The organism is Streptomyces sp. NPDC111507, assembly GCF_055638955.1.
In genome coordinates, this window is the sequence record NZ_JBVKBU010000014.1 from 181079 (window position 1) to 195131 (window position 14053).

General features: G+C 70.8%; 8 protein-coding genes. 4 read left to right on the plus strand and 4 right to left on the minus strand.

Annotated elements, in window-relative coordinates:
* Window positions 1-399 precede the first annotated feature (399 nt).
* The gene (locus tag ACZ7M2_RS39255; RefSeq protein WP_471599346.1) at window positions 400-1821 is read left to right on the plus strand and encodes a PP2C family protein-serine/threonine phosphatase; all 1422 of its coding nucleotides are present in this window, start codon (window positions 400-402) and stop codon (window positions 1819-1821) included.
* An 81-nt stretch (window positions 1822-1902) separates the two neighbouring features.
* On the opposite strand, the gene ACZ7M2_RS39260 is transcribed toward ACZ7M2_RS39255, so the two are convergent.
* Window positions 1903-3405 carry a DNA-binding protein NsdB gene (locus ACZ7M2_RS39260; RefSeq protein ID WP_471599347.1) on the minus strand — a complete coding sequence of 501 codons (1503 nt, stop codon included), beginning with the start codon at window positions 3403-3405 and terminating at the stop codon, window positions 1903-1905.
* Window positions 3406-3638: 233 nt separating this feature from the next.
* Between ACZ7M2_RS39260 and ACZ7M2_RS39265 the strand changes: the two genes are divergently transcribed.
* Window positions 3639-4781 carry an aminoglycoside phosphotransferase family protein gene (locus ACZ7M2_RS39265; RefSeq protein WP_471599348.1) on the plus strand — a complete coding sequence of 381 codons (1143 nt, stop codon included), beginning with the start codon at window positions 3639-3641 and terminating at the stop codon, window positions 4779-4781.
* 326 nt (window positions 4782-5107) lie between these two features.
* Window positions 5108-7099, plus strand: coding sequence for an N-acetylmuramoyl-L-alanine amidase (locus ACZ7M2_RS39270; protein WP_471599349.1), 1992 nt, complete (start codon window positions 5108-5110; stop codon window positions 7097-7099).
* Window positions 7100-7202: 103 nt separating this feature from the next.
* Here the strand turns inward: ACZ7M2_RS39270 and ACZ7M2_RS39275 are convergent, their stop codons facing one another.
* Both ACZ7M2_RS39275 and ACZ7M2_RS39280 read right to left on the minus strand, forming a co-directional pair.
* Entirely contained in the window at window positions 7203-8207 is a 1005-nt protein-coding gene (locus tag ACZ7M2_RS39275) for a helix-turn-helix domain-containing protein (RefSeq protein ID WP_471599350.1), read from the minus strand.
* 126 nt (window positions 8208-8333) lie between these two features.
* Window positions 8334-12167 (minus strand): S8 family peptidase, encoded by a 3834-nt coding sequence (locus ACZ7M2_RS39280; RefSeq protein WP_471599351.1) that lies wholly within the window; start codon window positions 12165-12167, stop codon window positions 8334-8336.
* A gap of 275 nt (window positions 12168-12442) precedes the next feature.
* Here ACZ7M2_RS39280 and ACZ7M2_RS39285 point away from each other — a divergent pair, with 275 nt between their 5' ends.
* On the plus strand, window positions 12443-13462 hold the full coding sequence (locus ACZ7M2_RS39285; protein WP_471599352.1) for an LLM class flavin-dependent oxidoreductase: 1020 nt from the start codon (window positions 12443-12445) through the stop codon (window positions 13460-13462).
* Window positions 13463-13478: 16 nt separating this feature from the next.
* Here ACZ7M2_RS39285 and ACZ7M2_RS39290 read toward each other — a convergent pair whose 3' ends face one another.
* Window positions 13479-13976 carry a hypothetical protein gene (locus ACZ7M2_RS39290; protein WP_352051924.1) on the minus strand — a complete coding sequence of 166 codons (498 nt, stop codon included), beginning with the start codon at window positions 13974-13976 and terminating at the stop codon, window positions 13479-13481.
* Window positions 13977-14053 lie beyond the last annotated feature (77 nt).

Sequence of the window (14053 nt, forward strand, 5' to 3'; positions counted from 1 at the left end):
CAGCGTGCACGCGGCAATCGCCAAGGGTCATACCGATGCGGTGAGGGACGAATGAACAGCGGCCGAACGCCGCCGCCTTTCGTCCGTTCACTGTGGACGCGGGCCCCTCGTTCCCCGGCATGGACACGCGGCGTACATATGACCGTCGAACAAAGAAATGAAGGCGGGTCCCGGCCACCCCTGGAACCCCTCAAGTCACGTACGCTTTCTACGACTTGGGCGCGCGATCCGTGTACCGAATCCAGGCCGGTCGACCCGTCCGTCTGGACTGCGGCATATGCCAGAAGCACCACCGGATCGTGTGTTGCCAAATCCCTTACAGGGCGTCGCGGGCTGTGCAACAGTCGTAACGGTCCTTCCCCCCAACCTTGGTCGTACCGTCCCCCATCGGAGTGCGTCATGCCGTCCCATCTCTCTGCGGACCGCCCAGCCGCCCAGCCGCCCCCGCGCGGCTCGGTCGACGCGCTCATTTCGCAGACGCGACGGCTGCGCGGCGAGATGGACGCCGTACGGCGGGACGCTCCCTTCGACGGCACGGACCCCCAAGGACGCTGGCAGCGGGCGCTTTGCGATCTGGCGGTGCACCAACTCGACGACCTCGACGAGCACTTGGCGCAGTTGCGGGACGGACCCCCGCCGGTGCCCGCGGAGCCGGCCGGCGCACCGGCCGTGTCGGCCGCGCCCCGGCGCGGCTCGCTGCTCAGCCGGGTGGGCAGTGCCGAGTGGAACCTGCTCACGGACGAGGCCAGTTGGTCCGGAGAGCTCTACGACATCCTGGGCCGCGACCCCGCCGCTCCCCCGCTCACCCTCGACGAACTGCCGTCGCTGATGCTCGACGAGGACCGGCCGATGCTGACCGCGATGGTCACCGACTGCCTCATCGACGCGAAACCCATCGACGGCGAGTTCCGCATCGTGCGCCCCGACGGCGGGGTACGGACCGTGCACATGATGGGCGAGCCCGTGCTCGACACCGACGGCAGCACCGCCGCGATGTGGGCCGTGCTGCGCGACGTCAGCGAACTGCGCCGCAGCCAGCGGACGGTGAGCGAAAGCCGTGAGTCGCTTCAGCTGCACCGGCACCACGCGCAGAGCGAGCGCCGGCTCGCGGTCCAGCTGCAGGAGGCCGTGCTGCCGCCCTGGCGCGGCTCCCTGCGGTTCCCGCAGCGGGGCCCCGAGGCCCTGGACCTCGCCGCCCGCCATCTGCCCTCCTCGAACAGCGCGCTGATCGGCGGCGACTGGTACGACGCGATGGAACTGCCCGACGGAGCGACGCTGTTGAGTGTCGGTGACCTCACCGGGCAGGGAGTCACCGTCGCCTCGGGCATGGCGATGCTGCTCGGCGCCCTGCGCGGCATGGCCGTCGCGGGCACCCAGCCCGGGCAGCTCATGTCCTGGCTCAACCAGTTGCTCGACGCCTCGGTGCAGCCCTCGCTCGGCAGCGCCGTCTGCTGCCGCTACCGGCCCGAGACCCGCACCCTCACCTGGGCACAGGCAGGACACCCCGCCCCGCTGCTGTTCCGCAACGGGACGGGGCGCATGCTGGCAGCGCCGGACGGCGTGCTGCTCGGGGCGACCTCGGGGGCCGTCTACGGGCAGGCCGAAGAGACCCTCGAAGACGGCGACCTGCTGCTCCTGCACACCGATGGACTGGTCCCCGGGCACTATGGAGCGCAAGCCGTCCAGAGGCTGCTCGACCTGGCCCCGCGCTTCCGCGGAGCCCGCACGGCCCAGGACTGCGTACGGACGGTTGTCGAGGAATTCGGCGAGAGTGAGCGCGAGGACGACGCCTGCGTGCTCATCGCCAGGATCGGCTCATAAACCTCGCCTGGACCGGCTCACAGACCGACCTGGAAACGACCCCTGCCTGGAACCCTTTCTGTGCACACGGGCAAGGAGTACTCATGCCTGTGTGGTGGTGCCCCCGCGCTTCGGCCTGAGCGAGCCCTTGGGGAGGGCGAGTTGGATCTCCTCACGCAGTTCGTGGATCTTCGGGTAGCCGGAGTACTCGGCGGTGAGCCGGTACATCTCGCGCAGTCGGTCCCAGGTGCGGTGGGAGGAGTTCGCCCCCATCGACACCAGGGCCAGCCGGGCATAGCGGTCCGCCTGCTCGGGGTCGTCCGCGATGAAGCACGCCGAGGCCAGCGACAGCCAGTCGAAGATCTGTGACCGCTGCCGCCCGTTCTCCCGCAGATGCAACGCTTCCTTCGCGTGGCGCTGCGCCGTGGTCGCCGCGGCCGGGTCGTGCTCCGCGAGCGTCCGGTAGGCCAGCGCCTGCATGCCGTGCATGTCCGCCTCGTCGAACATCTGCATCCAGCTCGGCGGTGGCACATCACCCTTGTCGGAGACGAAGAGGTCCTCCGCCTCCCCCAGGGTGCGCCGCATGGCCTGGCCCTTGCCCATCGACGCCTGAGCCCAGGCCTCGATCGTGTAGAGCATGGCGCGGGTGCGCGGCAACATCTCGGAACCCGAGCCCGACTTGGCGAGCTTCATCAGGTCCAGGGCGTCGTCGGGCCGACCCAGGTGCACCATCTGACGGGCGGCACGGGAGAGCGCCTCCCCGGCGCGCGGCCGGTCGCCGCCTTCTCGGGCCGCGTGCGCGGCGATGACGAAATACTTCTGGGCCGTGGGCTCCAGGCCGACGTCGTGCGACATCCAGCCCGCGAGGACGGCGAGATTGGCGGCGACGCCCCACAGGCGGCGCTGCAGATGGTCAGGGTGTCGGTAGGAGAGCATGCCTCCCACTTCGTTGAGCTGGCCCACCACGGCCTTGCGTTGCAACCCGCCGCCGCGGGCCGCGTCCCAGGCCCGGAACACCTCGACCGAGCGCTCCAGTTCCTCGATCTCCTGCGACCCGATGGGGGCGGCCTCGTAACGGTCGAACCCAGCGGGGTCGGCGTGCAGGGGATTGTCGACTACAGGGGCGTCGGCCATGAGGGCCGGATCGGTGTGGAGCCAGTCGTGCATGGCACTGCTGAGTGCGGATCCCGCGGCGAGCGCGGCACCCGCGCCCACCAAGCCGCGTCGGTTGAGCATGAGGTCCATTCCCGTGAATTCGGTGAGGACCGCAGCGGTTCGCTCGGGCGCCCACGGCACACCGTCGGGATGTTCCACATTCCCGCCGCCCGGCCGTTTCCCCACACGCCCGTGCCGCACCAGACCGAGGTCCTCGATGGTCACGACACGGCCGAGACGCTCGGTGAAAAGAGCCGCCAGCACTCGCGGAACCGGATCGCGCGGGATCTCTCCCATGTCGATCCAACGCCGCACCCGTGAGGTGTCGGTCGCCAGCTGAGGGTGGCCCATGGCCGCCGCCTGCTTGTTGACCAGCCTCGCGAGTTCGCCCTTGGACCAGCCGGCCAGGCCGAACAGATCCGACAGACGAGTGTTGGGTTGTCCGTTCACGTCAAGCCCCCAGGTTCTCGGCTGAGTTGACAGTAACCCTCTGTCAGTTGCTGAGCGACTATTCGCCAGGGTTCGCCAGGGTGCGCCAGATGGTCTGCCACTGGGCATCCGGTGTCAGGTAGGAAAGCGCCACCCCGACCCGGTTGCCGAGGGACATTCCCCCAGGGTGTACCAGGGCGGCCGGGGCGGGTAGCGCAGCAACTTGCAGGCACACGAAGGGATCTGTTTCGCCCATGTACACAGCATCGTCCTCCGTGTCCGCTCCGCCCCGGTCGCTTCACCCCCGCCCGGCGGCGGGCAGCGGCCCCTACCTCGACCCCGCTCGACCGGCGGCCCCCGTGCTCGGCGCCGGCAGGACGCGGCGCGTTCCGGGGCTCGGCACCCAACCGCTCAGCGGGAGAATCGACTTGTCCGGCCCCCAGGGCGCGCAGCTGCGCACGGCGATCGCGTCGGTGCACCGGATCTGTCCGGAGTTCGCTCCGGTCCAGGTACTGCGCCGCAGCGGGCGCTCCGTGCTCCTCGTCGGCACGACGGGGCGCAGCACGGCGGTCGCCAAGTGCTTACTGGACCACTCCTCGATCTGGACGGAGCGGATCAGGCACGAAATAGCGGCATACCGATCGTTCGTGCGGCATCGGCCGCCGGTCCGGGTGCCCCGGCTGATCGCGGCGGACCCGGACAACTGCACCCTCGTGATCGAGCGGATGCCGGGGCGGGTGGCCGCGCTGCAGCGGCACCCGGCGGAGGCGCCGCCCCGCGCGGACATCCGGGCGGCACTGGGTGCGATCTGCCGCCTGAACGCATGGCGGCCGCCGGCGGGGACTTTCGACGCCCCGCTGGACTACGCGGAGCGGATCTCCCGTTTCCATGAGCTGGGTCTGCTCACGGACCGAGACATGGGCGACCTGCAGAAGCTGGTGCACGGCATCGCGCACTCGGCGGGCCGTCAGGGCATGGGCCAGTTCTGTCACGGGGACGCGTTGCTGTCGAACATCCTGCTCTCACCGGCCGGTCCAGTGCTGGTGGACTGGGAGCACGCGGGCTGGTACCTGCCGGGCTACGACCTGGCGACGCTGTGGGCCGTCCTCGGTGACGCTCCCGTGGCGCGCCGCCAGATCAGCCAGCTCGCGCAGTCCGCCGGTCCCGCTGCGCGCGACGCCTTCCTGGTGAACCTGATGCTCGTACTGACCCGGGAGATCCGTACGTACGAGACGGCCGTGCAGCGTTCGATGCACGACGCGACCCCGGCGGCACCGGGACCGGCCCATCCGGGTGCTGCGCCGTCCGGCGAGGAACAGCGGCTGCTGCTGCGGCGGCTGCACGACGACTGCCAGATGGCCCGTCGGGCCGTTCGAGCGGCGGTCGGCACTCGTTGACGGGGACGAAGGCCCGCGGTGCGCCTGAACGGCGGCGCACCGCGGGCCTTCGCCATGCGGGGGCACTGCCGGGGCGCCGATGTACGGCGAGCGGCGCTTCCCCGCCGGTATCCCTTCCGGGGCGTGTTCACCCGTTCGCGCCACCGGTCCACTCCACTGACGCCTTGCAGGCCGTCCCGCTGCCGCCACGAAAACCCGTTCGTCCCTCGCTGGCATGGGAAACCGCCTGTTCCTGGGCATGATTGACGGATCGTCGGAGAGCCGATACCACTGACCCACGTTCGGCCCGCACGCCCCACCGCGCTCGACCGTCCCAGGAGGCTGCATTGCGAGGATCCTTCATCGACCCCGAGGCCACCGCCAGGCACAGACGCGCGCGCCGTACCGCGGGCGCCGTCGCCTCGGCGGCGATGTTGCTGCCGCTGCTCGGCGCGGCACCGTCGAACAGCACCGCGCAGGCGTCCTCCGCCGGACTCCAGCGGGCCTTCGCCGGCGCCGCCGCCGAGTACCACGTGCCGCTGAGCGTCCTGCTCGGCGTCTCCTACCTCCAGTCCCGCTGGGACACGCACGCAGGCGCGCCGAGCGTCAGCGGCGGCTACGGCCCCATGCACCTCACCGACGCGCGGACGGCGATCGCGGAGGCACCGCACCACAGTGAGGGCACGGAGGACGCCCGCGGCGACGGCTCGCGCGCGACCCTGCTGCCCACCACCAAGGTGCCGCAGAACTCTCAACTCCCGCCTCGGCTCAAGACGTTGACGAAGGCTGCCCGGCTCACCGGCCTGCCCGAGGAGCGGTTGCGCACGGACGCAGCCGCGAACGTTGCGGGCGGGGCCGCGCTCCTGGCCGCCGCGCAGAAGGACTTCGGCGAGCCGCTGAGCGACGACGCGGCCGACTGGTACGGCGCGGTGGCGCGCTTCTCCGGCGCGGACGACACCGCGACCGCGGCGACGTACGCCAATGACGTCTACGGAGTGATCCGCGCGGGCGAGGAGCGCACCACGGACGCCGGTCAGCAGGTCGCGCTCGCCGCCCGGCCCGGACTGCGCCCCGACACCGCGCAGCTGCGGCGGGTCGGGCTGCGTACCGTCTCCGCCAAGGACACTCAGTGCCCCACGACCGTGTCCTGCGAGTGGATTCCGGCCCCGTACGCGCAGTTCGGCGACGGTGACTACGGCAACCACGACCTCGGTGACCGGCCCACGTCGCAGAGCATCAAGTACATCGTCATCCATGACACGGAGGGCAGCTGGGACGGCGTTCTGAAGCTGGTCCAGGACCCGACCTATGTGTCGTGGAACTACACCCTGCGCTCGACCGACGGTCATATCGCCCAGCATGTGAAGGCGAAGGACGTGGCCTGGCACGCGGGCAACTGGTACATCAACGCCAAGTCGATCGGCCTGGAGCACGAGGGATTCCTCGCCTCGCCGGACGCCTGGTACACGGAGGAGATGTACCGGGCCTCGGCGCGGCTGGTGACCTACCTCGCCGAGAAGTACCGCGTGCCGCTGGACCGGCAGCACATCCTGGGCCACGACAATGTGCCGGGCCCGACGACGTCGACCATCCCCGGCATGCACACGGACCCGGGCCCCTACTGGGACTGGCAGCACTACTTCACGCTGCTCGGCCACCCCTTCCAGGGTGCGACGAAGGCGAAGACGAGGACAAGTGGCGGTCTGGTCACCGTCCTGCCGGACTTCGCGGAGAACCAGCCCCCATACACGGGCTGTGTCACCAGCGGCGAGCCCTGCGCGGCGCACGGTTCCAGCGAGGTGCGGCTCTACTCCCGGCCGGACGAGACCTCGCCCCTGATCAAGGACATCGGGCTGCGTCCCAAGGGCGACGACTCGACGATCGACGTGAACGACGTGGGTTCACGGGTCTCCACCGGACAGCGGTACGCGGTCGCGGACCGTGACGGCGACTGGACGGCGATCTGGTACCTGGGCCAGAAGGCCTGGTTCAAGAACCCTCAGAGCCGGCCGACGGCGGTGAACGCCTCGGGTCAGGTCGTGACCCCCAAGGCCGGCGTCACGGACATCCCCGTGTACGGGCGTGCCTACCCGGAAGCGGCTGCGTACCCCGCGGGCGTGCCCGTCCAGGCCGTCTCAGCGCTGCCGTACAAGATCCTGGCAGGCCAGAAGTACGCGGTCGGTGACAAGGTGCCGGGCGAGTACTTCTACGCGCCGACGTTCGACACGGCCCCGCACAGGGTCGTGATCGGCAAGGACATGTACTACGAGATCCAGTTCGGCCACCGGGTGGCGTTCGTGCGGGCGGCGGACGTGAACCTGACGCGCTCGCGCGCATAGGTGCCGAGGGGCGGGGGCCGGGCCGCGGACAGCGCCCCCGGCCCCCGCCCCCGGTGTCGGTGGCGGGCGTGCTGCCCGGAGACGGGCGCCGGGCCCGTCTCCGCTACACCCAGTCCCGGCGAGCGGCCTGCCAGGCCAGTTGCATACGGGTGGCTGCCCCGGCGAACGTCATCAGTTGCTGGATATGACGTTGGACCGTACGCCTGCTCAGGCCCAGTTGCGAAGCGATCGCCTTGTCCGTGACGCCTGCGACGAGCAGGGAGAGCAGCCGTCGGTCCGTGGTGGAGAGGGAGTCGGCGCCGGATGTCCCGTCGGTGCCGCTGACCGTTCCGGTGTCGTCGACGTGCAGGGGTACGGCGTCGTCCCAGTAGCGTTCGAAGAGTGCGATGAGCGCGGCGAGGAGGCTGCTGTCGCGCACCAGGGCCGTGGTGGGTTCCTCGGGGCTGCCGTGCGGACCACCGGGTACGAGGGGGCAGATGGCGATGGCACGGTCGGACACGGCGAGCCGCAGGGGCAGATGGGGTACCGCGCGGGCGACCTCACCCGCCCGTACGCCCTCGATAACGTTGTCCACGGCTCCCTCGTCGTCGAAGAACGCCTTCTCGTAGAGGACCCGATAGCGCACCCCGCGGGCCAGGGCGTCGAACTCCGCCTCGTTGCTGCCCGACGGCATGGCGACGTACTGGGCCTTGCAGAACCACAGCATCTCGTCCTGGGTGTCCGCCTGGATGCGGCGGAGGTGCTGGCGCAGCGCGTCCGCCCCGGTGATCACCTCGATGAGCTCGCCTGCGTCGCGCCGGCGCATGGTGTCCCGGTAGGTCGCCAGCAGGGCGGTGGCCGTGGCGCGGGCCTGGTCGAGGGCGTCGGCGTTGCGTCTGAGCCGGGGCATGAGGGCCACATCGGGTGGCGTGGCCCGGTAGAGCCGTGGTGATCCGTCGGTGTGACTGGCCAGTCCCCTGGCCGTGAGCGCCTCGAGGGTCTGTGCGGCGTCCGCGATGGTGGCACCCGAGCGCATCGCGAATTCGCGCGCCGAGGCGTTGCTCATCGTCACCAGGATCCGGTAGGCGGACTCCTCGGCATCGGTGACCCCGGCGGCTTCCAGCGTCACGGCGCTCTCCTTGGTCCCACCCCGTCCAACCGTTGAACACCGTACTGCATCCGTGTGGACGGGCGGCGGGTGCACGGCAGCGTCACTCCGCCGTGCACCCGCCGTGCGCGCTGGGCGCAGCCGTGTCTACCCCCGTTGCAGGTAGGCGCGTTGCACCGTCTGTCGGACAGTGTCGCCGAGCCGGTCCCTCGCCGTGACCCGCAAGGTCACATACGCGTCGCCATGGCCGGAGGGCCTGGTGATGGTGGCCCGGAAGGCGTTGTGCCCGCGGTTCTGGACCGCCGCACCGCCCCAGTGCCTGCCGTCGTCGTAGGACACCTCCACGCGCAGGGACACTCCACGCGGGGCGGGCTGCCCGTCCTGGGCGCGCACGGCCAGGCCGATGGTGTGCGTCCGCCCGGCTCCCACCGCGTTGTGCGCATCGACCGGTACGTCGTAGTCGAGTTGCAGCAGGGACAGCGGTGTCGCCATGGCCGTGGTCGCGGAGCGGAAGGACCAGGAGGTGTCCGTACGGGCGGCGAACGCCCACTCGTCGTCCACGCGCGAGGTCGTCAGGTCCAGCCGGTAGTCGGCCGCGCCCGGGGAGACCTCGACATCGGTCCAGGCGCTGCCGGCGTCGGCGACCTTCACCCCGTCGCGGTAGAGTGCCGCGGCTGCCGTGTCACCGCCCGGCGCGTCGGCCGCCGTGGCCAGTCCGCCCACCCCGCCGCCGCCACCGGCGAGCAGCCGTGACCAGTGACCCGCCGTGGAGTCGGTGAACTCCGGGATGCGCAGGGCCAGTACGTCTCCGGTCCGTACCGAGGGCGTCGTGGTGCCCCGGGGGATCGAGGGGCGCACCACTGCCCCCTGCCAGCGCTCTGCCGGCCGTTGGCCCGCCCGGTAGGTGCGGGGCTCGTCCTTCATGCCCACGGCCAGCGGCATGTCGACGTCGAACGTGGTGGTGTGATGCACCAGGTGCTGCCAGGTCGTGTCGTTCGCGCTGACGTACTCGGTGCGGACGAAGCCCGTCGGCACGTAGCGGGTGTACTGCAGCCAGGCGGTGTCCTGGTACGGGCGCCAGGCGAACCGCTGCTCACTGGCCCAGGGTGCTCCTCCGTTGTCGGCGTAGGTGGTCCGCAGCACCGCGCTGTTGCGCTCGGAGACCGTGTACACCACCTGCCGGGGTATCTGTTGGGACGACGTCTGCATGACGTCGTAGAGGTACGGGCTCTTCGCCGTTCCGGTGAATCTGATGGTGGTGCCCGGGTGCTTCTTCAGCCGGTCGAGCAGGGCGGCGCCCGCCGCCTTGCCGATGCGGACGGTCGGCACGGCGTTGCGTTCGCCGTCCGGGCTCCAGCGCGTCCAGCCGATGTCGCTGAAGTGGGTCATCAGCAGTCCGCGTACACCCGCGGCGGCCGCCTGCCGGGCCAACTCTCTTTCGTTCGTGCCCTCTTCGTTGCGGACGATCGCGAGTTTGCCGCGGGCCCGGCTGAACTCGGGATTGTCGAACGTGCCCGCGTCCACGGCGGTCAAGGTGGCGCCGCCGGCGTCGAACAGCGGTGAACTCGGCATGTAGTACGGGTTCAGGGCGAGGTCACTGCCTGAGACTTTCGCCTCGATCAGCGGGGCGACCAGCTGCCAGCGCGAGGCGAACTCGAAGGTGCCGTCGGTGACGGCCGTGGTGGGGCTGACGTAGAGCCGCTTGGCGAGGTCGAAGTACATCGTGCCCTGGAGGAGGCTGTGTCCGTCGATCTTCCGGTACGTCTGGTAGTTGAGGATGCCGCGCTGTTCGGCGGGCCGGGGCGTGCGGATGTCGACCTGGGTGGTATTGCGCGCGTCCAGGGTGACCGCCATGTCCTTGGTGACCTTCACCTCCGGCAGGACGACCTGGCGCAGTTCCTGTCCGTCGTCGGCCGTGTCCAGGCTGGAGTAGTCGAGTTGGTAGGTGCCTTCCTCGACTTCGGCGACGGCCGGCTCGGTGCTGACGTAGCCGACGAATCCGTCCGGGCCCCAGATGGTGGGCAGTGCCTGGACGCGCTTGCCCTCGTGGTCATAGGTGGTGACGGTGAGCTTGTGGACGGGCCCGTGCACCACGATGCTGACCGTGGTGTGGACCTTGACCGCGCCGTCGGTCGTGGCGGCGGTGACATAACCGTAGTAGTCGCCCCGGCCGGCCAGGGAGGGGTCCACCGTCAGCGGCACGTCCACCGTGGCGCCGGCGGCGATCCGCACCGTGTCGGAGCCGAGTCGCAGCGCACCGGTCGTGAGGTCCCGGCCGCCGCTGGTCGCCAGGTGGGCGGCGAGGGCCAGGGTGACTTCCTTGTCCGAGGTGTTGGTGTAGCGGACGGCGGCCGTGCGCGGGGCGCCGTTGTCGTCGCCACCGGTCCCGTAGGGCCCCAGGGCCACACTCCCGGTGGCGGTGACCGGTCCGAGAGCCGCCGCGGCCACGTCGACGCGGCCGCCGCCCTCCTCGGTCACCTGCTGTCCCTCGACGGTGTGCGCCGTGCTGATGAGCGCGTCCTTGAGCTGCTGTCCGCTCCAGGTCGGATGCGCCTGGGCGAGCAGCGCGGCGGCGCCCGTGACATGCGGAGTGGCCATCGACGTACCGGATGCCGCCACGTAGTACTGGTCCACCGGGTCACCCATGGTGGTGCCCGCCGCGCGTGCCGCCACGATGCCCACGCCCGGCGCGGTGATGTCGGGCTTGACCACGCGGTCGCCGTGGCGCGGACCGCGGCTGGAGAACGGGGCGAGTGAGTCGTCCCGGTCCACCGCGCCCACGGTCAGTGCGCTGTCCGCGGCGCCGGGTGAGCCGACGGTTTCCTGGCCCTGCTCTCCGCTGTTGCCGGCCGCCACCACGAACAGGGCGCCGCTGGAGCTGCTGAGTTCGTCGACGGCGAGGCTCATCGGGTCGGTGCCGTCGCTCACCTCGTCCGAGCCCAGGCTCATGTTGACGACCTTGGCGCCCTCGGCGGCGGCCCACTCCATGCCGTCGATGACCTGCGACTCGGTTCCGGAGCCGTCGTCCCCCAGGACCTTGCCGATCAGCAGGTCGGCGCCCGGGGCCACCCCCTTGCGGAGGCCGCCGGACGCCGCGCCGGTGCCGCCGACCGTGGAGGCGACGTGGGTGCCGTGGCCGAAGGCGTCACCGGTGCCGGAGCTGCCGGAGAAGTCCTTCGCCTCGCTGATGCGTCCGGCCAGGTCCGGGTGGGTCTGGTCGACACCGGTGTCGAGGACCGCCACCTTGACGGACCTGCCGTCGTACCCGGCCTTCCAGACCGCCGGGGCGTTGATCTGCGCGGTGCTGCGGTCGAGGGCGGCGTCCACCCGGCCGTCCAGCCAGATCCTGGGCGTGGCGGCCACGCCCGCGGCGCTCACCCTGTTCGGGGCGGGGGCGAGTTGTTTCCAGAACCGGTCCAGGTCGCCGTCGGGGATCCGAACCGCCTGCGCGTCGATGCTGTCCAGCGTGCGGGCGGGCGCGTCGCCCTCGGTCAGCGTGGTGAGCCTGCGCACCGCGGAGGCCGGGACACCGTCCGGCCTGCCGATGATCAGGGGGAGCGTGTCGGTGTGCGCCGCGTCGTACTTCTGTTTGATGAGTGCGCTGACGTTGAACAGCTGCCGGTCCAGGCGCCCGGCGGAGACCAGGTCCTGGGCGTCGGAGGGCAGCACCGTCAGGTCGCCGTCCTGTTCGACGGTACGGAACAGAATGCCGCGCCTGCCGCTGCCGGGCTCGACGGCGGCGATCCGCTTGCCGTCACCGTCCGTCGTGACGGTCACACGGTCGCCGGTGATCAGCCGCACGGTGGCGCTTCCGCCGGGCGAGCCTCCCACCGAGGCAGCCGTGGCTGCCGTTGGTGTCGTGGTCGTCGTGGTCGTCCCGGCCGTACTGGACACACCAGCCGCGCCGGCCGCCGATGGCATGCCGCCGGCGGTCAGCGCCAGGCCGGCCGATATCACCGCCGCGAGGCGGATGCGTCTCATCTGATCAGCACCCTTCCGTGCACGGTTGTGCGCGTGCGGAGATCTTCATTCGGGTGCTGCACAGAATCCGCTGCCGCCGGACGCGATGTCACCGTTTCCCGGTGGCGCGGATGGGACATGTCGCAACCGCGCCACCCGGCGGACTCCTCGGACGTCGGGGCGGAAGCGCGGCAACCGCCTGCCACCCCGGGCATAGCCGCCGCGGCGCTGACGTTCGACTGTTCAACAGAGATCATCTGTTCAACAGAGATCGTCGCGAACGTTGGAGGAGCCCCGTGCCACTGCCCTCACGCCCCTTGCGGAAGCTGGGCTTCTTGACCATCGGGCTGTTCGACGAGGCCGACCCGCGGCGTGGTCACGAGTCGACGCTGGAAATCATCGAACTCGGTGAGCGGCTCGGATTCGACAGCGCGTGGCTGCGACACCGTCATCTCCAGTACGGGATCTCCTCCCCCGTGGCCGTGCTGGCGGCGGCCTCGCAGCGCACCAGCCGGATCGAGCTGGGGACGGCGGTCATCCCGGTGGGATGGGAGAACCCGCTGCGGCTGGCCGAGGACCTCGCCACGGTCGACATCCTGTCCGGGGGCCGCCTCAACCCGGGCGTCAGCGTCGGCCCGCCGATGCACTACGACCAGGTCAAGCAGGCCCTCTACCCCGACACCGGCGACATCGAGGACTTCAGCTACGCCCGCGTGGAACGACTGCTGGACTTCGTGCGCGGCACATCGGCGACCGACTTCAGTGGCGTCGAAGGCTTCGAGGTGTTCTCCGACCGCGTCCAGCCGCACGCCGCGGGACTGGGCCGGCGCATGTGGTACGGGGGCGGCAGCCTGCGCTCCGCGCAGTGGGCGGGCGAGCACGGGATGAATCTGCTGACCAGCAGTGTCGTCAAGGCAGAGGGGTCCGAGGACTTCGCCGAGATCCAGCGGTCGCACATCCGGACGTTCCGCGCCCACCACCCCGAGGGCGACCGTGCCCGGGTCTCCCAGGGCCTTGTCGTCATCCCCACCGACAGCGCCTCACCCGAGCAGCGCGAGAAGTACGAGGAGTACGCCCTGAAACGCACTCCTCGCACCGCGGCCCCGCAGGGCCCGGCCCGGATGATGTTCGCGCCCGATCTCGTCGGCACCTCCGAGGAGATCGCCGAACGGCTGTACGCCCACGCCGCGTTCCGGGAGGTCGACGAGGTCGCGTTCGCGCTGCCGTTCACCTTCGGGCACGAGGACTACGTGCAGATCCTCACCGACATCGCCACCCGGCTCGGTCCGGCACTCGGGTGGCAGCCGGCCGCCTGAACGCGGCGCCGGGGCCTCAGCCCTGCTGGAAAAGCTCCGGGGGCAGCGGCTTGAGCAGGGCGTACAGGTCGTCGGTGATGGGACGGTCCCAGGCGGCGATGGTCACCAGGACGTTGTCGCTGCGGTCGAACTGCACGCAGGAGATGCGGGTCTCGGAGAGCTTGAGACGGCGCACGATGAGGAGGCCGTCACCCTGCATCACCGGGATGTCCTCGGTCCCGGTGACGGTGACCTCCTCGTCGTTCTCCAGCGCGAGCAGCAGCTGGGCCACCTCGAAGGGGATCTCGTCCTCGGCGACCTCGCGGGCCGGGGAGCCCTCGGGCAGATTGCCGATGATCATCGCGGGGCCACGGCCGCCGAACAGGTCGTAGCGCAGGAAGACACCCTGGCAGCTGCCGTCGGGGGCGGGCAGCAGACCGGCACCGAGATTGCCCGGCCAGTCACCCGGATCCATGGCCAGAACGTCGAATTCGGGCCCGGCGGGCGTGGCGCTGCGGCGGCGGAGGAAGGACATGCCGCAATGGTACGTGCCCGGGCGCGAACCGGGCCTCGGGGGCGTCCCCCGCGCGTGGCCGCCGGACCCGGCTGTGC

Excerpts from the sequence above, each read along its gene's own strand:
- ACZ7M2_RS39280 (WP_471599351.1), bottom strand. The coding sequence starts at position 12,167 with ATGAGACGCATCCGCCTCGCGGCGGTGATATCGGCCGGCCTGGCGCTG.
- ACZ7M2_RS39255 (WP_471599346.1), top strand. The coding sequence starts at position 400 with ATGCCGTCCCATCTCTCTGCGGACCGCCCAGCCGCCCAGCCGCCCCCG.
- ACZ7M2_RS39290 (WP_352051924.1), bottom strand. The coding sequence starts at position 13,976 with ATGTCCTTCCTCCGCCGCCGCAGCGCCACGCCCGCCGGGCCCGAATTC.
- ACZ7M2_RS39265 (WP_471599348.1), top strand. The coding sequence starts at position 3,639 with ATGTACACAGCATCGTCCTCCGTGTCCGCTCCGCCCCGGTCGCTTCAC.